Source organism: Streptomyces koelreuteriae, from assembly GCF_018604545.1.
GTDB classification, from domain to species: Bacteria; Actinomycetota; Actinomycetes; order Streptomycetales; family Streptomycetaceae; genus Streptomyces; species Streptomyces koelreuteriae.
Genome location: NZ_CP075896.1, coordinates 1,737,200 through 1,758,809, shown reverse-complemented (window position 1 = coordinate 1,758,809; position 21,610 = coordinate 1,737,200). Strand labels below are relative to the sequence as shown.

Annotated in this window: 16 protein-coding genes; 12 read left to right on the top strand and 4 right to left on the bottom strand. The window is 70.8% G+C overall.

Annotation, left to right across the window (positions count from 1 at the left end; translation table 11 throughout):
• The first annotated feature begins 23 nt into the window (after positions 1-23).
• Positions 24-989: an NAD(P)-dependent alcohol dehydrogenase gene (locus tag KJK29_RS07705; protein ID WP_215117964.1), complete on the top strand. Its 966-nt coding sequence runs from the start codon at positions 24-26 to the stop codon at positions 987-989.
• 213 nt (positions 990-1,202) lie between these two features.
• On the opposite strand, the gene KJK29_RS07700 is transcribed toward KJK29_RS07705, so the two are convergent.
• Complete coding sequence (locus KJK29_RS07700) at positions 1,203-1,610, bottom strand: RidA family protein (RefSeq protein ID WP_099284266.1); 408 nt, start codon at positions 1,608-1,610, stop codon at positions 1,203-1,205.
• A gap of 80 nt (positions 1,611-1,690) precedes the next feature.
• Between KJK29_RS07700 and KJK29_RS07695 the strand changes: the two genes are divergently transcribed.
• Positions 1,691-2,341, top strand: coding sequence for a TetR/AcrR family transcriptional regulator (locus tag KJK29_RS07695; RefSeq protein WP_215117963.1), 651 nt, complete (start codon positions 1,691-1,693; stop codon positions 2,339-2,341).
• Here the strand turns inward: KJK29_RS07695 and KJK29_RS07690 are convergent.
• Both KJK29_RS07690 and KJK29_RS07685 read right to left on the bottom strand, forming a co-directional pair.
• Positions 2,338-3,237, bottom strand: coding sequence for a LysR family transcriptional regulator (locus tag KJK29_RS07690; RefSeq protein WP_215117962.1), 900 nt, complete (start codon positions 3,235-3,237; stop codon positions 2,338-2,340). The genes KJK29_RS07695 and KJK29_RS07690 overlap by 4 nt on opposite strands.
• 56 nt (positions 3,238-3,293) lie before the next feature.
• Positions 3,294-3,803, bottom strand: a complete 510-nt coding sequence (locus tag KJK29_RS07685; RefSeq protein ID WP_251058080.1) for a GNAT family N-acetyltransferase — start codon at positions 3,801-3,803, stop codon at positions 3,294-3,296.
• A gap of 261 nt (positions 3,804-4,064) precedes the next feature.
• On the opposite strand from KJK29_RS07685, the gene KJK29_RS07680 reads away from it, so the two are divergent.
• Together KJK29_RS07680 and infA are read left to right on the top strand one after the other, a co-directional pair.
• Entirely contained in the window at positions 4,065-4,856 is a 792-nt protein-coding gene (locus KJK29_RS07680; protein ID WP_215117960.1) for a GNAT family N-acetyltransferase, read from the top strand.
• Entirely contained in the window at positions 4,853-5,077 is a 225-nt protein-coding gene (gene infA, locus KJK29_RS07675; RefSeq protein ID WP_123099872.1) for a translation initiation factor IF-1, read from the top strand. The genes KJK29_RS07680 and infA overlap by 4 nt, the downstream gene beginning before the upstream one ends.
• A 140-nt stretch (positions 5,078-5,217) precedes the next feature.
• On the opposite strand, the gene KJK29_RS07670 is transcribed toward infA, so the two are convergent.
• The gene (locus KJK29_RS07670) at positions 5,218-6,216 is read right to left on the bottom strand and encodes an acetylxylan esterase (protein ID WP_215117959.1); all 999 of its coding nucleotides are present in this window, start codon (positions 6,214-6,216) and stop codon (positions 5,218-5,220) included.
• Positions 6,217-6,448: 232 nt separating this feature from the next.
• Here KJK29_RS07670 and KJK29_RS07665 point away from each other — a divergent pair, with 232 nt between their 5' ends.
• The 8 genes from KJK29_RS07665 (at position 6,449) to KJK29_RS07630 (ending at position 21,610) form a co-directional block, all read left to right on the top strand.
• A complete protein-coding gene (locus tag KJK29_RS07665) occupies positions 6,449-7,441 on the top strand; it encodes an ABC transporter permease (RefSeq protein WP_215117958.1) in 993 nt (330 codons plus the stop codon).
• Positions 7,435-8,307 (top strand): carbohydrate ABC transporter permease, encoded by an 873-nt coding sequence (locus KJK29_RS07660; protein ID WP_215117957.1) that lies wholly within the window; start codon positions 7,435-7,437, stop codon positions 8,305-8,307. The genes KJK29_RS07665 and KJK29_RS07660 overlap by 7 nt, the downstream gene beginning before the upstream one ends.
• Positions 8,308-8,350: 43 nt before the next feature.
• Positions 8,351-10,006 carry an ABC transporter substrate-binding protein gene (locus KJK29_RS07655; RefSeq protein WP_215117956.1) on the top strand — a complete coding sequence of 552 codons (1,656 nt, stop codon included), beginning with the start codon at positions 8,351-8,353 and terminating at the stop codon, positions 10,004-10,006.
• Positions 10,006-11,517: a GH39 family glycosyl hydrolase gene (locus KJK29_RS07650; RefSeq protein WP_215124195.1), complete on the top strand. Its 1,512-nt coding sequence runs from the start codon at positions 10,006-10,008 to the stop codon at positions 11,515-11,517. The genes KJK29_RS07655 and KJK29_RS07650 overlap by 1 nt, the downstream gene beginning before the upstream one ends.
• On the top strand, positions 11,514-12,197 hold the full coding sequence (locus KJK29_RS07645; RefSeq protein WP_215117955.1) for a hypothetical protein: 684 nt from the start codon (positions 11,514-11,516) through the stop codon (positions 12,195-12,197). The genes KJK29_RS07650 and KJK29_RS07645 overlap by 4 nt, the downstream gene beginning before the upstream one ends.
• On the top strand, positions 12,194-14,200 hold the full coding sequence (locus tag KJK29_RS07640) for a beta-galactosidase (protein WP_215117954.1): 2,007 nt from the start codon (positions 12,194-12,196) through the stop codon (positions 14,198-14,200). The genes KJK29_RS07645 and KJK29_RS07640 overlap by 4 nt, the downstream gene beginning before the upstream one ends.
• Before the next feature lie 178 nt (positions 14,201-14,378).
• Positions 14,379-19,892 carry a glutamate synthase-related protein gene (locus tag KJK29_RS07635; protein ID WP_215117953.1) on the top strand — a complete coding sequence of 1,838 codons (5,514 nt, stop codon included), beginning with the start codon at positions 14,379-14,381 and terminating at the stop codon, positions 19,890-19,892.
• Positions 19,889-21,610, top strand: a complete 1,722-nt coding sequence (locus tag KJK29_RS07630; protein WP_215117952.1) for a diflavin oxidoreductase — start codon at positions 19,889-19,891, stop codon at positions 21,608-21,610. Before KJK29_RS07635 ends, KJK29_RS07630 begins: the two co-directional genes overlap by 4 nt.

Here is a 21,610-nt window from a genome sequence, read left to right as displayed (position 1 = left end):
CCACCGGCGGCAAAGGCAGAACGATGAACGACCGCATGATGAAGGCAGTGCTCTACGACCGCTACGGCGGCCCCGATGTGCTGTACCTGGGCCGCGTGCCACGCCCCGAGCCGGCCGCCGGCGAGGTGCTGGTGAAGGTGCACGCCTTCAGTGTCAACGGCGGGGAACTGGCAGCCCGTGCCGGCCGCGTCCGCCTCGTGACCGGCCGGAAATTCCCCCAGCGTGTCGGCTTGGACTTCACCGGCGAGGTCGCCGCATCGGGTGCCGGAGTCACACGGCTTGCGGATGGCGACCGCGTATGGGGGGTCCTGGGCCGCACCTCCGGGTTCGGCAGCGCCGCCGAGTACGTGACCGTGCCTGCCGAGCGGATCGGCCGGGTCCCCGACGGACTGGATCTGGTGGACGCGGCCGCGCTGCCGGTGGCCACCACGGCCGTCACCGCCCTGCGGGACAAAGCCGGGCTGCGCCCCGGGGAACGACTCCTCGTCCGGGGCGCGGCGGGCGGCGTCGGCAATGCCGCCGTCCAGCTCGGACGGGCGTACGGCGCCGAGGTCACGGCCCTCGCCCGTGCGGCCAACCTCGACTTCGTCCGCGGGCTCGGCGCGCACCAGGCCGTCGACCACCGGATCGCGCGGCCTGGGGAACTGGACCGCTTCGACGTGGTGCTGGACACCGCGGGGACCGAACTACGGGCCTACCGCGGCCTGCTGAATCCCGGCGGACGCATGGTCACCATCGCCTTCGACCTGAAACGGCCCGCCGCGTCGCTCGGCTACCTCGCCGCCAGCACGGTGCACGGACACGGCCGGGTGCGCTTCTTCAGCGGCGACCCCAAGCGGGCGCACTTCGACGACCTCGCCCGCCATGTGGTCGAGGGCAAGCTGAGCCCCGCGGTGGACACGGTCTTCCCTCTGGAGGAGACCGCGGCGGCCCATCGGGCGCTGGAGGCGGGCGGCGTCCAGGGCAAGTACGTGGTCAGGGTCGCGTAGGACTCCCTGTGGAGGTGCTGATCACAGCCACTCGTTGATCGCCGCTGCTCGTCATGGCGAGTGGCCGCCGTCGGCCGATCTCGGCAAGTGGCGCTTGTGGACGGTCGTCCAGGGGCCGAGGTGTTCGGGCAGCTCCCGTCACCGGCCGCACCGATTGCTGCTCACGGCAGCAGCGGCTCCGGCCCCACGGTCCCCCTGCTCGCGGTGATACGGCTATTCGATGACCGCGGTGGCTTCGACCTCGACCAGAAGGTCGGGTTCCCCCAGCGCCGCAACGCCCAGCAGGGTGATCGGCTTGACCGGATCGATGCCCAGCTTCGCTGCGGCCCGGCCCACGCCCTCACCCAGCAGCGGCATCTTCTCGGGACTCCAGTCGACGACGTAGACGGTCAGCTTCGCCACGTCATCGAAGGAGCCACCGATCCCGGCCAGCGCGGTGGCGATGTTGAGATAGCACTGCTCGACCTGGGCGGCGAAATCTCCCTCGCCCACGGGGCGGCCGTCGGCATCACGGGCGACCTGCCCCGCAAGGAACACCAGCTTCGATCCGGTGGCGACCGACAACTGCCGGTAGACCTCGGGCTTCGGCAACCCCTCGGGATTGACCAGCGTCACGGACATGAACGGCCTCTTCCTCGTGGCGTCGAGAGCAGCAGGATCAGCACCCATGAAAGTATAGCGATGCTATGTATTGTGGGGCCATGGCGAGGACGAAGGATCCAGCGGTCCGCTCTCTGCTGCTCGACCGGGCCGCACAGATGCTGCGGACGAGGCAACCGGTCACACTCCGCACCCTGGTCGCCGGAACCGGCGTGTCAACGATGGCCGTCTACACCTACTTCGGCGGCATGGACGGCCTGTGGAAAGCGTTGCGGCAGGAAGGCTTCACACGCCTGGCCGCCCGACTCGCGGCCGTCAAGATGTCCGCGGACCCGGTACGAGACCTCGCCGCCCTGGGCGCCGCCTACCTGGCCAATGCCATGGAGAACCCCGATCTCTACCGCGTCATGTTCGACGCGGGCTTCGACCTCGAAGACACCGGCGCCGCGGACGAAACACTGCACCGCCTCGTTCGCGCCATCGACCGGGCCAAGACCAGCAGTCGCTTCCGCGACGAGGTCGACCCGCTGGAGCTGGCGACACAAAGCTGGCTCGTCGGCCACGGCCTCGCCTCACTTGTCGCCACAGGACCCCTGCCGCACCAGGCGCTCGCTCACGGAGTGCCCATGCTGACCGCACTGTTCACCAGCGCAGGAGACGAACCTGACCGATGTCGCCAGTCGGTCGAGCGCGGCTGGGGCCGGATGCTCCCGGCCGGCCGCGTCACCAACCTGTCCGGACAGCGCACCTAGCCCCGGCGCAGAACACGCTGTGCCGCCTGCCGCAGCGCGGCGACGAGCGGCTCGTCCCGTCGTCCCGGGAGCCAGCCCAGCGCGGCCGTCCAGGGTGGGAGGTCGGTGACGTCGACGTACGACACTCCGCGGCGCGGGTAGAGCCAGCGGGTCGCGTCCGGCGGCAACTGGATGCCCTGCCCCATGGCGATCAGCGGCAGGGCGCTCTCGTAGTCGACGATGGCGTGCGCGGTGCGCAGCACGGGGGTGCCGTCCGGTCGCGGGTCGGCGGACCAGAAGTCCCGGAACACCTTCGGGACCTGCTCCGACCAGCCGATGCGGGGCTCGTCGGCGAGGTCCGCGAGGGTCAGCGCGTCCCGGGCGGCGAGCGGATGACCGTCGGCCATCGCCACACAGCGCGGCCCGCCGGACAGGGCCAGCGTCTGGACGCCGTCGGGCACGGGCAGAAACAGGAACGCCGCGTCGACCTCGCCCCGCAGGATCGCCGGTCCTGCGTCGAAGCCCATGCGTACGACGTCGACCTCCACCTGCGGGACGTTCTCCCGCAGTTCCTCCAGGACGGCCGGGACGGGGTCCATCGCGGTGATCGCCTCCAGCGAGCCGATCACGATCCGGCCGGAGGCCGCGTTGGCCTGCTTCTCCGCCTCGCGGCGCAGCTCCTCGGCCGCCTCCACCACGGCCCGGGCCCGCCCCACGAGCGCCTCACCCGCCGCGCTCAGAGCGACCCTGCGCGTCGTCCGATCCACCACGGCGACACCCAACCGCTCCTCCAGAACGGTGATGTGCCGCGAGAACGTCGGCTGCGCCATGAACGCCCGCCGCGCCGCCCGACCGAAGTGCAACTCCTCGGCGAGGAGCAGAAACAGCTGCAACTGCTGGATGCTCGGATGTCTCACGTCGCGCCTGCCGCAGCCATGCCGCCGAGGCTACCAACGCCCTACGACCGGCCACGTCACAAGGGCGCCGCGTAACAGCGGACGGCCACCGTCTGGTCCGGACTCCACCGCTGCTCGACCGTGGCCATCAGCTCCCAGCCCAGCCGCTCGTACAGGGCCGTCGCCGCGGTGTCGGAGGCGACGACGTCGAGCACCGGATGCAGGCCACGATGCCGCGCCTCCTCCACTGCCCGGCCGATCAGCAGCGCTCCGATCCCATGCCCCCTCGCCTGCGGGGCAACGAACAGCCTGCTGACCACGGCGGTCATGCTCCGCGTCGCCCCGTTCCGCTCACTCCACAGCCCCGGCGCCAGATCGTCTTCGCCGCCTCGCGACAGACTCACATGCCCGACCAGACCGCCTTCGAGTCCGGCGACCCAGGAGCCCAGCAACGGACCGCCGGACAGCCACTCGCCGGGCTGATCGGGCCAGTTGACCGGATAGCCGTCGCCCGCGTGGACCGCCGCGAGGACCCGTACGCACTCCTCGACATCGCCATCGGTCCTCGGCCGGACCCGAGGGCGCACACTCTCGACAGTCACCCCGGGGCTCTTGGTGTTCACTCCCGCATGGAAACACGGGCCACACAGCCGAGGACAGCGGAAATCATTGGAACGAGGCGACGCCCCGTTGCTACGTTCGTGGTGGACCGTGAAGTCGTCGTAGGGAGGTGAGCCCCGTGAACACAGTTACCCGTGGGTGCTCCCTCAACCCGTCACGGTCCGGCGGCTGACATTCGGTGTCGCCAGGAGCGCCTGAGATCGAGGCACTCCTGGGAGGAGAAGCCGATGGACACAAAGCCTTTCGCAGCCGGCCTGGGCGGGGACGCGGTGATGATCACACGCGTCGCGGACAGGCAATGGCATGCGCTGGAAGACGATCTGGTGGTCGGTCGTGGGCATGCGCAACACCGGCCCGACGGACGCCTGTTCGTCAGTATCGACGCCTGGCATGACGCCACCTTCGACCGGCTCGCCGAGGCGATGTCGGTGGAACTGCCGGCGCCGCTGTACACGGTGGTCGACGAAGCCGACGCCGAGCTGACGGCCGGCTGGCGGCGGGCCGGGTTCACGGTCCGGCGCCGCGAGTGGGAGTACGCCGTACCGACCGACCCGCGCGTCACGGGGCTCGAAGCGGTCCTGCCGCCTCCGGGCGTGACGATCGTGCCGGCCGGTCGGGCGGACGAGCGTCTGCTGCGGGCCGTCGACCGCGCGATCCGTGACGAAGTCGAGGCGAGTGTCGGGTGGCAGTCGATGCCCGCTGAGGTCATGGCCCGCCCCGAGGGCGACACCATCGTCGACCCGGCGATGTACGCGGTGGCCGCGGCGGCGGACCGCTACCTGGGGCTGATCCGGGTGGTCAGGGTGATCCGGCCCCGCATCGGGCTGCTCGCGGTCCGGGCCGGAGAGCAGCGCCGCGGCATCGCGCGGGCGCTGCTGGCCCACGCGTTGGGGACGCTGCACCGCTCCGGATGCGCCGAGGCGTGGACCGAGGTCGACGAGTCCAACCGGGCGGCCTCGGCGCTGTTCGAGGGCATCGGCGCCCGGCCGATGAGCAGCAACCTGGAGCTGGTGCGATGACGAGGAACAAGAACGTCATCGAAGTCGAGGGCAAGGTCGTCGAGTGCCTGCGCAGCGCCATGTTCACCGTGGAACTCGAGAACGGCCATCGGGTGCTCGCGCACATCAGCGGGAAGATCCGCAAGAACTACATCAAAATCATGCTGGAGGACCGGGTGCTGGTGGAACTCCCGCCGTACGACCTGACGCGCGGCCGGATCGTGTTCCGCTACCGGAACTAGCGGCGGTCGGCACCCTCCGAGGCAACTGATCCTGAGGCCCCGGTCACGGCGTTCCCGTGGCCGGGGTCCCGATGGTGGTTCACATGCTGCGGCGGACACGGCACCGGCCGGTCGCCCACAGCTATGACCCGAGCCGCGCCCTACGAAGCACCATCCCCGAGCACCCCGGCCACCCAGGTCAGTTGGCGCCGTACATGCACCGCGTCCCCACCCTCGTGCCCGTTGAACGGATAGGCGTGGATCTCCTTCACCGGGTCCGCCCCCGCCGACTCCCCGTAGACATTGAAGGCCCCGTACGCCCCACTCGGCGGACAGACCGTGTCCCGCAACCCCACGCCGAAGTGGGCGGCGGCCGAGGCCCGGCGGGCGAAGGAGACGCCCTCCATGTACGACAGCGTGCGGTACGCCTCTCGCTCGGCGCCCCGGTGGACGGACAGATACGCGGCGATCTCCCCGTACGGCCCCGCGTCCGTGAGGTCCAGGGCCCGTCGGATGCCGCACAGCAGGGGAGCGGTGACCAGCAGCGCCGCCAGATCGGGGACGAGTCCCGCGACGGCCAACGCCACCCCGCCGCCCTGGCTGTTGCCGGCCGCGACGGTCCGCCCGGCATCCACGCCGGGCAGCGCCCGCACCGCCGAGACCGCCCGCACGGCGTCGGTGATCAGGCGTCGGTAGTGGTAGTCCTCGGGGGTGAGCAGCCCGCGCACGGCAGGCCCGGGCCCGCCCGGCGCCCCGGCGTGCGGATCGGGGGTGTCGCCACCGCAGCCGTACTGGTCGCCCTGGCCGCGGTTGTCCATGAGCAGATGCGCGTACCCGGCGTTCACCCACGTCAGGCGCTCATGCGGAAGCCCGCGCCCGCGCCCGTACCCGGCGAACTCGACCACGGCGGGCAGGGGTTCGTCGACCCCGGCGGGTCGGCTGAACCACGCCCGCACCGGGTCGCCCGCGAAACCCCGGAACGTCACGTCCCAGGTCCGGGTCAGCCGTAGCCCCGTCTCCACCGGCCGCACCGACACCAGGGGATCGGTCTGCCCGGCCTCCTTCAACGTGCTCAGCCAGAACGCGTCGAAGTCGGCGGGCTCCGCCAAGTCCGGGCGGTGGCGCTGCAGTTCCGTCAGCGGCAGGTCGAACGCGGGCACGGCGGCACCTCGCAGGAGTCGGTGGGCATCCAGAAACTTGCGACGGACAACGGGCGGTAGATCTCCGGGGTCTACCCACCTTCGACGCGATTCCAACGCGACACGGACGCCCCACCTGACTGCCGCAGCACCCATTGACAGCGCTTTCTGCTGCCCTTAGGTTGCCGCGAAGTTACCGGTAAGAGCTCGAAAGTTTCGGTTCCGCGTCCCTTGCCCATGGGAGGCCCGAGCAATGAGCACGTCCACCACATCGGCCCCGCCGGGCACCGAGGACTCGCCTCCGGCCAGAGCCGCACCCCGCCGCCGTGGACGGGCACCCGCCCGCACCGGCTGGCGGCGGGCGCTGCGCCGTGACTGGCAGTTGTACTCACTGGCGGTCCTGCCGCTGCTGTTCTTCCTGGTCTTCCGCTATCTGCCGATGATCGGCAACGTGATCGCCTTCCGCCGCTTCGAGCCCGGAGGGTCGATCTTCGGCGAGGACTGGGTGGGGCTGCGCTATGTGGAGATGTTCCTCAGCGACCCCACCTTCTGGCAGGTGTTCCGCAACACGCTGTGGATCGGCGGGCTCACCCTGCTGTTCTGCTTCCCGGTGCCGATCGTGCTGGCGCTGCTGCTCAACGAGGTGCGCCGGCGTTCCCTGAAGCGGTTCGTGCAGTCGGTGTCGTACCTTCCGCACTTCCTGTCGATCGTGATCGTCGCGGGCATCACGATGCAGATGCTGGCCAGTGACGGCCCCGTCAACCACGTCCTCGGCTGGCTGGGGCACGAACCGGTCCGCTTCATCCAGGAGCCCGAGTGGTTCCGCACCATCTACGTCGGCTCGGAGATCTGGCAGACCGCCGGCTGGGGCACGATCCTCTACCTCGCCGCGCTCACCACGATCGACGAGGACCTGTACGAGGCGGCGCGCATCGACGGTGCCAACCGCTGGCAGCAGATCTGGCACGTCACCCTGCCCGGCATCCGGCCCACCATGGTCACGCTGCTGATCCTCAACATCGGCACGTTCATGGTGGTCGGCTTCGAGAAGGTGCTGCTGCTGTACAACCCGCTGACGTATCCGACCGCCGACGTGATCTCGACGTACGTCTACCGGTCCGGGGTGGAGTCCAACAGCTTCAGTTACGCCGCGGCCATCGGGCTCTTCGAGGCGATCATCGGCCTGGTCCTCATCACGTCCGCCAACCAGCTCTCGCGTCGCACAGTGGGGACGAGCCTGTGGTGAAGCCGAGTCGCTCCTACCGGGTCTTCCAGGGCGTCAACGGGGTGGTCCTCACCCTGGTCGTGCTGGTGACGCTCTATCCCTTCACCAACATCCTCGCGCGGTCCTTCAGCGGGGAGCGGCAGATCCGGGCCGGTGAGGTGACGCTGCTGCCCAAGGGGTTCAACCTCACCACGTACAAGATCGTGTTCCAGGACGAGATGTTCTGGCGGAACTACGGCAACACCGTGCTGTACACGGTCGTCGCGACGGCCGTGGCCATGGTGCTGACGACGTGTTACGCCTATGTGCTGTCGAAGAAGAACCTCAAGGGCCGGGGCGTGCTCGTCGGGGTCGCCGTGTTCACCATGTTCTTCACCGGCGGCCTGATCCCGAACTACATCCTGGTCACCAGCCTCGGCCTGAAGAACAGTGTCTGGGCGATCGCCCTGCCGAACGCGATCAGCGTCTTCAACCTCCTGGTGATGAAGGCCTTCTTCGAGAATCTGCCGACCGAGCTGGAGGAGGCCGCGCAGATCGACGGCCTGAGCACCTACGGCACCCTGTTCAGGATCGTGCTGCCGCTGTCCAAGGCGGTCGTGGCGACCATGGTGCTCTTCTACTCGGTGTCCTTCTGGAACTCCTGGTTCAGCGCGTTCCTGTACATGGACCGAACCGATCTGATGCCGGTCACCGTCTACCTCCGCAACCTCATCCAGGGCGCCACGGGCGGCGGCAACGCGGGCGCGGGCACCGAGCAGCTCAGCCAGGTCGCCGCGAACATCCAGTCGGTGACCATCGTCCTCACCGCCCTGCCGATCCTCTGCGTGTACCCCTTCGTCCAGCGCTACTTCGTCTCGGGCGTGATGCTCGGCGCGGTCAAGGGCTGACGCCGCCTCCTCCTCAACTCGCTTACGGAACAAAGGAGTCTCCGTGCAGAACGCAGGACAGCTCTCGCGGCGCCAGATCCTCGCCGCCGCCGGTTTCATCGGGCTCGCCACGGTCACCGGCTGCGGCAGCGGCGAGGACGGGGGCGACTCCAAGGACCTCTCCAAGAAGCGGAACGGCGCGATGAAGAACTACCGCGCCGGCCAGCAGTTCAAGGCGGCCGAGCCGCTGTCCTTCTCCGTTCTGCACAACAACAACCCGGTGTACCCGATGAAGGACGGCTGGCTGTTCTGGAAGGAGCTCACCAAGCGCACCGGGGTCACCCTCAAGCCGGTCGACGTCCCGCTGGCCGACTACGAGAAGAAGCGCAGTGTCCTCATCGGGGCCGGGGACGCCCCGTTCCTCATCCCGAAGACGTACCACCCCTCGGAGGTCGCCTTCGTCTCCTCGGGCGCGGTCCTCGCGGTCAGCGAGTACGTCGATCTGATGCCCAACTTCCGCGACAAGGTGCGCAAGTGGAAGCTGGAGCCCGAGCTCGACTCGATCCGTCAGTCCGACGGCAAGTACTACCTGCTGCCCGGCCTGCACGAGAAGGCCAAGTCCGGCTACTCGCTGTCCTTCCGCACGGACGTCCTCGACAAGCACGGGCTGAGCCTGCCCACCACCTGGGACGAGGTGTACGACGTCCTCAAGGCGCTCAAGGGGGAGTACCCCGGCAAGTACCCCTTCTCCGACCGCTGGAGCACCAACACCCCGTTCCCCTGCGGCGCCCTGTTCAGCTATCTGGGCCAGGCGTTCGGCGTCAAGGCCGGTTGGACGTACGACAACATCAGCTTCGACCACAAGGCGGGGAAGTACGTCTTCACCGGCGCCCGGGACTCCTACCGCCAGATGGTGGAGTATCTGCGCAAGCTCGTCGCCGAGAAGCTCATGGACCCCGAGAGCTTCAGCCAGACCGACGACCAGGCCGTGCAGAAGCTCCTCGCCGAGAAGACCTACGTGATGAGCGCCAACCCCCAGGAGCTGGTGCAGAACTATCGCTACAACCTTCAGAAGCAGGTCAAGGGCGCGAAGATCGAGATGGTCCCGGTGCCCCTCGGGCCCGCCGGTCCGGTGGTGCTGGGCGGCAGCCGCCTGGAGAACGGGGTGATGGTCTCCAGCAAGGCCCTCAAGAGCGACAGCTTCGTCGCGATGATGCAGTTCCTCGACTGGCTCTGGTACTCGGACGAGGGCCAGAAGTTCTGCAAGTGGGGTGTCGAGGGCGTCACCTACACCGGCTCCGGCGGCGGCTACGAGCTGAAGCCCGGCATCTCCCTCATGGGCTCCGACCCGGACGCCCCGAAGGACCTCCAGAAGGACTACGGCTTCTTCAACGGCGTCTTCACCTACGGCGGCAGCTGGGACCTGGTCTCCTCCTCGTTCAGCCCGGACGAGGAGAAGTTCCAGGACGCCATGGCCCAGCGCGAGCAGCTGCCCATCGACCCGGCCCACCCGCTCCAGTCCTTCGAGCAGGAACAGGCGACCCTCTGGGACACCCCCCTCAAGGACACCGTCATCCAGAACACCCTCCAGTTCGTGCTCGGCAAGCGGCCGATGTCCCAGTGGAACGCGTACCTCTCCGAGCTGAAGTCGAAGAACATGCAGCAGCTCGTCGACCTGCACAACAAGGCGTACGAGCGGTTCAAGAAGGAGAACGGGTGATCCTCCGCGTCCCCGATACGCCGAGCGGCCGGCTGACCGACGCCTGGCGGCACTGCGTCGGCACCGGCCGTCTCGAACTCGCCCTGCGCGCCGACTACCAGGAGTCGCTGAGAGTCCTGCGGCGCGACATCGGCTTCCGGTACATCCGGGGCCACGGCCTGCTCAGCGACGGCATGGCGGTGCACCGGCCCTACGAATGGCAGGGCCGCCGGCACGTCCGGCACTCCTTCACCCACGTCGACCAGGTCCTCGACGCCTACCTCGGCCTCGGTATCCGTCCCTTCCTCGAACTCGGCTTCATGCCGGGCGAGCTGGCCTCGGGCGAGCAGACCGTGTTCTGGTGGCGCGGCAACGTCACCCCGCCTCGCTCGCACCAGGAGTGGGCCGACCTGGTCCGCGCCCTCCTCACGCATCTCGTCGACCGCTACGGCCTCGACGAGGTCCGCACCTGGCCCGTCGAGGTGTGGAACGAGCCCAATCTGCCCGACTTCTGGCAGGACGCCGACGAGAAGGCCTACCACCGGCTGTACGAGGTGACCGCGCACGCCGTGAAGGAGGTGGACGCCGGGATCCAGGTCGGCGGTCCGGCGATCTCGCCCGGCGCGGACGAGTGGCTGGAGCGGTTCGCCGAGTTCACCGACCGCCATGACGTGCCGCTGAACTTCGTCTCCCGGCACGCCTACACCTCCGGCCCCGCCCAGCACGTGCCGTTCGGCGTCCACCAGACCCTGGGACCGGCGTCCGGCCTGCTCGACCAGTTCGCCACGCCGAGACGGCAGCTGGAAGGGACCCGGTACGCCGGACTCCCGGTGCACATCACCGAGTTCAACTCCTCCTACCGGCCGGACAATCCGGTGCACGACACCGCCTTCCACGCCGCTTACCTCGCCCCAGTCGTGGCGAACGGCGGCGAGCACGCCGACTCCTTCTCGTACTGGACGTTCAGCGACGTCTTCGAGGAGGCCGGGGTGCCGACCGCGCTGTTCCACGGCGGGTTCGGGCTCCTCACCCACCGGCAGGTGCGCAAGCCGACGTACCACCTCTACGCGTTCATGGCCCGGCTGGGACCCGACGTGCTCGCGCGCGGCGACGACCACCTGGTCACCCGGCACCACGACGGCCGGGTCACCGTCCTGGCCTGGGCACCCGTCGACCCGACCGGCGAGACCCCCGGCCCCGACCGGCACACCCTGCGCCTGTCCCTGCCGGTGCGCGGAGGCGAGGTCTTCGTCCGCCGTTCCTCCGTGGACGAGGAGCGGGGCAACGCGTACACGGCCTGGCGGCACCTGGGCAGCCCGGCCTCCCCGAAACCCGGGCAGCTCGACGTCCTGCACGAGGCCGCCGAGCCCGCGCGCACCCACCGGCGTCTGACCACCGAGGACGGCCGCGTCGACCTCCCGCTCACCCTGAGCCGCCACGAGGTCACCCTGGTCGAGCTCACGCCCGTCGTGGACGAGACGCCGCCCTGGTGGGACGAGCGGCGCCTGCTCGGCCGGGAGGTGACGGCATGAGCACCGTCCGCGCCTCCGACTTCGGCACCGGCGCCCTCTCCCGTGCCGCCGCCCTGATCCACACCGTCCTGACCGTCGAGGCGCTGCTGCTCCTCACCGCCTCCCCGGGCCTGGCGGGCCTGCTCCTGCTCGGCCCCGACCCGGCGGGCCTCCCGCTCGCGGCCCTGTGCCTGCTGCCCCTCGGACCGGCCCTGTCCGCCGCGCTCTACGCCCTCCACCACCGCAGCCGCGACCTCACCGCGCTGCGTCCGGCCCGCGCCTTCCTGCGCGGCTGGCGGCTCAACGCCGTACCGGCCCTGAAGCTGTGGACGCCCCTGCTGGCCTGGCTGACGGTCATCGCCTTCACCCTCACCCACTTCTCCGCGACGGGCCTGCCCGGCTGGTGGGCGCTGCTGCTCGCGGCGATCGGAGCGGGCGCCCTCCTCTGGGGCGCGCACGCCCTCGTCCTCACCTCGCTGTTCACCTTCCGCGCCCGGGACACCGCCCGCCTCGCCGGGTACTTCCTGTTCCGGCACGGCCGAGCCACCCTCGCCGCGGCCTCCCTGCTGATCCTGACGGCCGCCCTGACCGCGTGGCTGACCGAGGCCCTGCCCGCCCTGCTGGCCGCCCCGCTGCTGCTGTCCCTGCTGCACGGCAGCCGCACGGTGATCACCGAGACCCAGGAGGAGTTCACCGCATGAGCGCGCCCCGCACCCCGAAGATCCCCTACGGCGGCGACTACAACCCCGAGCAGTGGCCCGAGGGCGTCTGGGACGACGACCACCGCCTGTTCACCCGGGCCGGCATCGACACGCTCACCGTCGGCGTCTTCACCTGGTCCCTCACCCAACCGGCCCCGGACACCTACGACTTCACGGTCCTGGACCGCGTTCTCGACCGGGCCGCCGCCGAAGGCCGGCAGGTCTGCCTGGCCACCGGTACCGCCGCCCTCCCGCCCTGGCTCGCCAAGCGGCACCCCGAGGTCAACCGCACCGACTTCGAGGGCCGCCGCCACCGCTACGGCCAGCGCCACAACTTCTGCCCCAGCTCACCGGCGTACCGCGAGCACGCCACCGCGATGGCCTCCCGCCTCGCCGAACGGTACGCGCACCACCCGGCCCTGCTCGCCTGGCACATCAACAACGAGTACGGCGGCGTCTGTTACTGCGAGCTGTGCGCCGAGGCGTTCCGGGCGTGGCTGCGCGACCGGCACGGCACCCTCGACGCCCTCAACGACGCCTGGTGGACCACCTTCTGGTCGCACCGCTACACCGACTGGGACCAGATCGAGCCGCCGAACGCCCTCACCGAGCACTGGCGCGGCCCCAACCACACCGCGTTTCAGGGCATCACCCTCGACTACTTCCGCTTCACCACCGACGCCCTCCTCGGCTGCTTCCTCGCCGAGAAGGAGGTGATCCGCGCCCACGACCCCGACACACCCGTCACCACCAACTTCATGGGCACCTTTCGCCCCCTCGACTACCACCGCTGGGCGCCCCACCTCGACTTCGCCTCCTGGGACAGCTACCCGCCCCTCGACGCCCCGCCGACCCGGCCCGCCCTCGCCCACGACCTGATGCGCGGGCTGAAGGACGGCGCCCCCTTCTGGCTGATGGAGCACACGCCGTCCACCACCGCCTGCCGCGACGTCAACCCGCTCCGGCGCCCCGGCGAACTGCGCCTCGCCACCTTCCAGGCCCTCGCCCACGGCGCCGACGCCGCCCTCTACTTCCAGATGCGCGCGTCACGGGGCGCCTGCGAGAAGTACCACGGGGCGGTCATCGGCCACGCGGGTCGCGACGACACCCGTGTCTTCCGCGAAGTCGCCGAACTGGGAGGGGAGTTGGGGATCCTGGGCAACCGGACCCTCGGCGCCCGCACCCCGGCCCGCACCGCCCTGCTCTTCGACTGGGACAGCTGGTGGGCCCTGGAGATCTCCGACGGACCGTCCCGGCTGGTCAAGTACCCGGACGTGGTCCACGCCTACTACCGGGCCGCCCGCGAGGCCGGCGCCGACGTGGACGTCATCCCGCAGACAGCCGACCTCACGCCCTACGACGTGGTCCTCGCGCCCGCCCTGTACGTGGTCAAGGGTGACCTCGCCACCCGCCTCGAAGCTGTGGCGGCACGCGGCGGCACGGTCCTGGCCACCTTCCTCTCCGGCCGCGTCGACGCACACGACCGCGCCTTCCTCACCGACGTCCCCGGCCCGCTCGCCCCCCTCATGGGCGTCCGCGTCGACGAATGGGACGCCCGCCCGCCGGAGTTCACCCAGACCGTCCCCGAGCTGGCGGCCGAGGCCCGGCTCGTCTTCGAGATCGTGCTCCCGCGCGGCGCCGAACCGGTCGCCACCTACGGCACCGACTTCTACGCGGGCACCCCGGCCGTGACCCGCAACCGCTTCGGCGACGGCGAGGGCTGGTACGTCGCCACCGCCCTCGACCAGCCGGGCGTCGACACAGTCGTCCGCCGGATCCTGGCCCGCCACGACCTGCTCGGCCCCTACGCCGACCACCCGGCGGTCGAGACGGCCACCCGGGTCGCCCCCGACGGCACCCGCCTGCTCTTCCTCCTCAACCACGCCCCCGAACCGGCCCGTCTCACCGCCCACTCCACCGCCACCGACCTGCTCACCGGCAAGCGCGTGGACCAGGGCGAACCCCTGGTCCTCGACCCCCTGGGCGTGGCGATCCTTCATTGATGCACACTTGCCCAATAACTTAGGTAAGCCTTACCGTGATCCATCGCACCACTCAGGGCACGGCCGTCCCACCGGTCCGCCCGCGGCGAGCGCTTCAGCGACGCAGCCTGGCCGTTCCTCCCCAGTGCCTCCAGGCGCTGGGAGGTACCCCCAGCCGGCACACGCTCACAGGACCCGCATGCCTCACTCCCCCTTCGGTCTGTACGACCCTGCCCGCGACCACAGCGACTGCGGCGTCGGATTCATCACCCGCCTCGACGGGACGCCGAGCCATGACGTCATCCGCAAGGGCGACGAAGCGCTCTGCGCCATCCCGCACCGCGGCGGCGCCTCCGCCGAGGGCGTGGGGGACGGCGCGGGAGTGAGCGTCGATCTGTCGGTGGAGTTCTTCGGCGCGATCACCGGCGAGAGCCTGCGGGCCGGCCACTTCGGTGTCGCCAACTGCTTCGTGCCGACCGACGCCGGCCGCCGCGGCGACGCCGTGGACCTCGTCGGCCGGTGCCTCGCCGAGCAGGGCTTCGAGACGCTGCTCGTCCGGGACGTCCCCGTCGACCACTCCGTGGCCAGGCCCGCCGCCGAGCGCGACCAACTGCCCCTGGTGCAGTGGGTGTTCCGTGCCCCGGACGCCTGGCGTCGCGCCGACGTCGACGCCGCCGCGAACCGCGCCCTGCTCGCGATCGAGTCCGTCGCCTACGCCGACGACGACACATACGCCGGGCTGTACCCGCTGTCGCTGAGCGCGCGCACCCAGGTGCTCAAGGGGCGGCTCAACTCGGGGGAGGTCATCGGGTACTTCCGTGACCTGTGCGACCCGCAGCACGCCGTCCGGACGCTGTACTTCCACACCCGGTTCTCCACGAACACCGAACCGCACCCGACCATGGCGCAGCCGTTCCGCCTGATGGCGCACAACGGCGAGCTGAACACCGACCGCAAGAACCGGCTCTCCGACGAGGCCCTCGCCCGGGCCCGCACCCGGAGCATCGTGCGTCCGCCCGGGCAGTCCGACTCCAGCCGGCTCGACCAGACCCTGCAGAGCCGGGTGTTCGACGACGGTCTGGACCTCGTCGAGGCGGTCGTGTCGCTGATGCCGCCCGCGTGGGAGAACGACCGCACCCTGCCCTCCGCCGTCCGCGACATGCTGGAGTACTACTCGCTGTACGAGGAGAAGAACGACGGCCCGGCCGCCGTGATCTTCAGCGACGGCGATGTCGTCGGTGCCCGACTCGACCGGCTCGGGCTGCGTCCGCTGCGGACCGTCGAGACCGCCGAGTACCTGATGGTGGCCTCGGAGGCCGGGCAGGTCGCCTTCCCTGACGAGGAGGTCGTGCACCGGGGCCGTATCGAGGCCGGCGGCATGCTCGTCTTCGACCACCGCACCGGCCGCCGGATGCGCACCCGGGACGTCCTCGACGCGCTCGCCGCGCGCCGGCCGTACTCCGAACTGCTCGCCGCGGCCCGGGAGAACCTCGACGACCTGCCCGCCCCCGGCTACGACCGCGGCACGACGACGCTCGGGTACGACGGCGACCTCACCCTCGCCGGGCGGTACGTGGCGTACTCGCTGAACCAGGAGAGCTTCCGGTTCATGCTCGACCCGATGCTCGCCGACGGGTCGGAGCGGATCTCCGCGATGGGCTACGGCAACGCCATCAACGCGCTCAGCGACACCGAGGGCGGCATGGCCAAGTACTTCTCGCAGCGCTTCGCCCAGGTCACCAACCCGCCGCTGGACAGCATCCGCGAGGCCGACGGCATGAGCATGCGGGTCGCGCTCGGCCCGAAGCCCGACGGCACCGGCAGCACCGGCTGCCGGCAGCTCGTGGTGTCCTCGCCGGTGCTCGGGCACCTCGACATGGTCCGGCTGCGCGACCAGCGGACCGTGCCGCTGGAGCGGTTCGACATGCTCTACGAGCCGGTGGCCGGGGACGAGACGGCGAACGCCGACGCGCTGCGGTCGGCGCTGCACAGGCTCTGCGACGACGTCGAGCGGTTCGCCGCCGAGCGGGGCGGCATCGCGCTCCTCACCGACCGGGCCGTGTCCTCCACGCGGGCTCCGCTGCCGGTGATCCTCGCCGTCGCGGCCGTCAACCAGCGGCTCATCGAGACCGGGCTGCGGCTGCGCGTCTCGCTCGTGGCGGAGAGCGGCCAGCTGGCCTCGTCGCACCATGTCGCGACCGCGCTCGGCTTCGGCGCCTCCGCCGTCTACAGCCTCTCCGCCCGGCTGCGCGCCGAGGAGAAGTACCCGAGCGCACCGGCCCCCGCGGGCGAGGTCACCGAGACGGACCGCGCGCTCGCGAGGTTCCGCAAGGCCGCCGAGAAGTCCCTCGCGAAGACGATGGGCCGGGTCGGGCTGTGCACCGCCGAGAGCTACATCGGGGGCGCGTTCTTCGAGCCGAACTACCTCGACACCCGCGACGACGTGTTCGCACGGGTCTTCCCCTACATGGATGCCCCGGTCGGCGGTGTCGGGTTCGCGCGGATCGCGCAGGCCGCGACGGACTGGCACGAACGGGCCCGTACGGTCGGGAGCGAGCAGCAGGTGCCCCTGCTCGGGCTGTTCAAGGAGCGGTCGGACGGCGCCGGGCACTCGTTCGGTGTCTCCGCGGTGCGCGGCTTCGGCGGGATGACCGAGGAGAAGCCGGAGTTCGGCAGGGAGGGCGACCCGGACGCGCTGCGTCTGCTCACGCTCGGACGCCTCGACGACGCCTTCGGCATCACCGACGCCGCCTACCGGAACACCGGCTACGACCGGCTGAGCGACGCCGAGATCGACGCGTTCCGGATCACGCCCGGGTACCGCGCCTTCCTGCGGACCACGCACGAGGAGCGCTCCCGCCGCCCCTCCGCGCTGCGTGACGTGCTCGCCCTGCCGGCCGACGTCACCGGGCTGCGTACGCCGGAGGACTTCGCGCGCGAGCTGGGCCGGTTCTCGACGAGCGGCAACGCGAGCGTCACCGTCCGCGGGGTCACGGCGACCGCCGTGGACCCGGCCACCTTCCGGCTGTGTCTGGCCGGAGACGGCGAGCGCCACGCCGCCCTCGCCGAAGGCCTCGCCCTCGCGCACCCCGGCGAGGTCGAGACGCTCTCCGTGACCGCCGAGGGCGTGGACGTCACCGCCACCGGCACCGCCGCCCGGCTCCTCGCCCTCCTGGACCACGCCCCCGACAGCGTCCCGCTCGACGAGGTGCAGCCGGCGCACGAGATCACCCGCTCCCTCGCCTCCGGCGCGATGAGCCACGGGGCGCTCGTGGCGACCGCGCACGAGGCCGTCGCGCACGGCACGAACATGGTCGGCGCGATGTCCAACAGCGGTGAGGGCGGCGAGCACCACACCCGGTACGGCACCGTCCGGGGCTCCCGGATCAAGCAGTTCGCGTCGGGCCGGTTCGGCATCTGGGCGGGCTATCTCGCCGACCCGATGCTGGAGGAACTCGAGATCAAGATCGGGCAGGGCGCCAAGCCCGGCGAGGGCGGGCAGCTGCCCGCGCCGAAGGTGACGGTGGACATCGCCGCCGCGCGGGGCGGCACCCCCGGCATCGAGCTGATCTCCCCGCCCCCGCACCACGACACCTACTCCATCGAGGACCTCGCCCAGCTCATCCACGACTGCAAGGCCGCCCGGGTCAGGGTCATCGTGAAGCTGGTGTCCTCGGAAGGCATCGGCACCATCGCGGTCGGTGTCGCCAAGGCCGGCGCGGACGTCATCAACATCGCCGGGAACACCGGCGGCACGGGAGCCGCCGCCGTCACGAGCCTGAAGTACGCGGGGCGTTCGGCGGAGATCGGCGTCGCCGAGGTGCACCAGGCGCTGGTCGCCAACGGCCTGCGGCAGAAGGTCGTGCTCCGGTGTTCGGGCGCGCACCAGACCGGGGGCGACGTCGTCACCTCCGCGCTGCTCGGGGCCGACAGCTTCGAGTTCGGTACGACCGCGCTGATGATGCTCGGCTGCGTCATGGCGAAGAACTGCAACGTGAAGTGCCCCGCCGGGCTCACCACCAACGCCGAGGCCTTCGAGGGCGACCCGCGCGCCCTCGCGCAGTACCTGCTCAACATCGCACACGACGTCCGGCAGATCCTCGCCCGCCTCGGGCTGCGGTCCCTGCGGGAGGCCCGGGGGCGTACGGACCTGCTGCAGCTCCTCGACCACCCGGCGAGCGTCGGGCGCCTGGACGTCCGCCGGCTGCTGGCCCGCGCGGCGGAGAAGGTCGTCGCGGAACCGGAATACCTGGAGAAGGACTTCAGCACCGACGACGCCATGATCGAGCGCGTGCGGGAGGCACTCGTCGACCGGCGCGAGCCGTCCCTGCTCGTCGAGGGCGTCCGCCTCGGCAACAGCGACAAGTCGGTCGGCGGGCAGCTCTCCATCGACGTGGAGCGGCTCCTCAACCACGGCGGCCTCACAGCGGATGCCCCCGCCGTCATCACCGACGACCGCGGCCGCCACCGCCTCGTCGACGACGCCGTCCGCATCCGCACCACCGGATCGGCCGGCCAGTCGTACGGTGTGTTCTGCAACGACGGCATCACCCTGGAACACACCGGCACCGCCAACGACGGCGTCGGCAAGAGCCAGAGCGGTGGCCGGATCGTCGTCCGCGCCCCGGGCGGCGGCGCCGCCGAACGCGGCGGCAACGTACTGGTCGGGAACTTCGCGTTGTTCGGTGCGACCGGCGGCCGGACGTTCGTGCAGGGCGAGGCCGGTGACCGGTTCGCCGTGCGCAACTCCGGCGCCACGGCCGTCGTCGAGGGCCTCGGCGACTTCGGCTGCGAGTACATGACCGGCGGCACCGTGCTCAACCTCGGCGGCTTCGGCAAGGGCCTGGGCAACGGCATGAGCGGCGGGTTCCTCTACCAGTACGACCCGTCGGGCGCACTGCGCGACCGGGTGAGCGCCGACTCGCTGCTGGTGTTCCCGGTGACCGACACCGGGCACGGCGCCTTCCACGAGGCGGCCGTACGGCTGCTGCTGGAGTGGCATCTCCAAGCCACCGGATCGCCGCTCGCGGCACGGCTGCTGGAGAACTGGGAGAGCGAACGGCGGCACGTGTACTGCGGGATGCCCCGCGCGCTGCTCCTCTACCAGGACGCCGGCGAGATCCTCGCCGCCGCGACCCGCTCCGAGCTGCTCGACGAGCTGGCCGGCTCGATCGCGACCGACAAGCTCCGCGCGTTCAAGGTCGACTACCGCGACCGCCGCACCGTGCTCGGCGGCCGGGCCCCCGCCTTCGGCGACCAGGGCAGCGACGACATGTTCTCGCTGCTGTCGTCGTACACGGTGCTCGGCGTCGCGCAGGACCTCGCGCTGAAGCGGGTGCCGGGGGCGAGTGGCCCCGACGATCCGCGGGTCGCCGAGGCGGTCCGGAACCTGGTGCTGACCGAGGACTTCTTCGTCAAGCAGCGGGTCGTGAAGTACCTGCGCGGCACGCTGGAGCGGTTCGACGACGGCGAACTCGCCACGCTCATCGCCATCAAGCGCCTCGACGACTACAAGCGCGCGCTGCGGCAGCGCAACAACCTCAGCGTGGACGCCCCCGGCACCTACGGCTGGATCATCCACCAGACCACCAAGAACGCGGGCCGGGTCCGTGCCGCCCGGTTCGACGAACTGCTCGCGACCGCGGCACTCGACGACATCGCCGCACGCCACACCCACATTCCGCAGGCCCCGACCGAGGCGGTGACCGCATGACCCTCATGCCCCCGAGCGGCTCCCTCATCCCGGCCGACGCGCCCTTCTCCGCCCAGCAGGAGTCCTGGCTCGCCGGGTTCATCGCCGGTATCGCCGCCGCCGGACGCCGGGACAGCGCCGGCGCCGACGCGCCCGCGGCCACGATCGACGTGCTGATCGGCACCCAGACCGGCAACGCCGAGCTGGTGGCCGGCGACGTGGTCGCCGGTGCCCGTGCGCGCGGCTTGGGCGGGCGGGCCACCGCGCTCGACGACGTCACGCCCGAGGCGCTCGCCGCCATGTCCCATGTGATCGTGGTGACGTCGACCTACGGCGAGGGCGAGATGCCCGACAACGCCGGGCTGTTCTGGGAGGCGTTGCAGTCCGACACGGTCCCGCGCCTCGAAGGCGTGCGCTACTCGGTGCTCGGCCTCGGCGACCGTGGCTACGACGACTTCTGCCAGGCCGCGAAGCTCATCGACACCCGGCTGGAGCAGCTCGGGGCGACCCGGCTGCATGAACGCGTCGACTGCGACGTGGACTTCGAGGAGCCCGCAGCGGAGTGGACGGCGGCGGTGCTCGACCTGGTCGCCGCCGAGACCGGCGCGAAGGGCACGGGGAGCGGCGCCGCGGAGGCACCGAAGAAGCCCCGCTCCCAGTGGAACAAGCGCACCCCCTACCGGTCCCGGCTCGCCACGAATCGGCTCCTGTCCGCGCCGCACAGTGCGAAGGAGATCCGCCACTACGAGTTCGACCTCGGCGACAGCGGCATCACGTACGAGGCGGGCGACGCCCTGGCCGTCGTACCGCTGAACGATCCCGCACTGGTGGGGGAGTTGCTGGCGCACCTCGGTGCGGCCGGCGACGAGGCGACCGCCGAACTCCTGCGCACGGAACGGGAGATCCGCACCCCGTCGAAGGAGCTGATCGCCGATCTCGTCGAGCGTGCCCCGTCGAGCGAACTCGCCTCGGTCGTCGCGCACGGCGACCGGTCCGACCTCGACTCCTGGCTCTGGGGCCGGGATGTGCTCGACCTGCTCCGGGACGCCGGTCCGGCCGCACCGGGCCTCGCCGAACTGCTGCCGTTCCTGCGGCCGTTGCAGGCCCGCCAGTACTCGATCTCGTCGAGCCCGCTCGCCCACCCGGGCAGCGTCCACCTCACGATCGCGTCCGTGCGGTACGACAGGTACGAGGGCGTGGCGTCGACGTATCTGGCGGACCGGGTCGGCGCGGACTCGACCGTGGGCATCTACCTCCAGCCGAACGCCTCCTTCAGCGTCCCGGCCGACGACGATGCCCCCATGGTCATGATCGGCCCCGGCACGGGCATCGCCCCCTTCCGCGGCTTCCTCCACGAGCGGGCCGCGCGCGGCGCCTCCGGACGGAACTGGCTGTTCTTCGGCGACCGGAACCGCGAGACGGACTTCGTGTACCAGGACGAGCTGACCGAGCTCCAGCAGCGCGGTGTGCTCACCGAGCTGGATCTGGCGTTCTCACGCGACCAGGCCGAGAAGGTCTATGTGCAGACGCGGATGCGGGAGCGGTCGCGCGAGCTCTACGCGTGGCTGGAGGAGGGCGCACACGTCTACGTCTGCGGTGACGCCTCCCGGATGGCGAAGGACGTCGAGAAGGCCCTGCTGGCCGTCGTCGCCGAGCAGCGCCGACGCGGCGGTGACGACGCCGCCGAGTACCTGGCGAACCTGCGCCGGGCCAAGCGCTACGTACGGGACGTGTACTGA

Excerpts from the sequence above, each read along its gene's own strand:
- KJK29_RS07705 (WP_215117964.1), top strand. The coding sequence starts at position 24 with ATGAACGACCGCATGATGAAGGCAGTGCTCTACGACCGCTACGGCGGC.
- KJK29_RS07700 (WP_099284266.1), bottom strand. The coding sequence starts at position 1,610 with ATGTCCGTGACGCTGGTCAATCCCGAGGGGTTGCCGAAGCCCGAGGTC.
- KJK29_RS07695 (WP_215117963.1), top strand. The coding sequence starts at position 1,691 with ATGGCGAGGACGAAGGATCCAGCGGTCCGCTCTCTGCTGCTCGACCGG.
- KJK29_RS07680 (WP_215117960.1), top strand. The coding sequence starts at position 4,065 with ATGGACACAAAGCCTTTCGCAGCCGGCCTGGGCGGGGACGCGGTGATG.
- infA (WP_123099872.1), top strand. The coding sequence starts at position 4,853 with ATGACGAGGAACAAGAACGTCATCGAAGTCGAGGGCAAGGTCGTCGAG.
- KJK29_RS07665 (WP_215117958.1), top strand. The coding sequence starts at position 6,449 with ATGAGCACGTCCACCACATCGGCCCCGCCGGGCACCGAGGACTCGCCT.
- KJK29_RS07645 (WP_215117955.1), top strand. The coding sequence starts at position 11,514 with ATGAGCACCGTCCGCGCCTCCGACTTCGGCACCGGCGCCCTCTCCCGT.
- KJK29_RS07640 (WP_215117954.1), top strand. The coding sequence starts at position 12,194 with ATGAGCGCGCCCCGCACCCCGAAGATCCCCTACGGCGGCGACTACAAC.
- KJK29_RS07635 (WP_215117953.1), top strand. The coding sequence starts at position 14,379 with ATGCCTCACTCCCCCTTCGGTCTGTACGACCCTGCCCGCGACCACAGC.
- KJK29_RS07630 (WP_215117952.1), top strand. The coding sequence starts at position 19,889 with ATGACCCTCATGCCCCCGAGCGGCTCCCTCATCCCGGCCGACGCGCCC.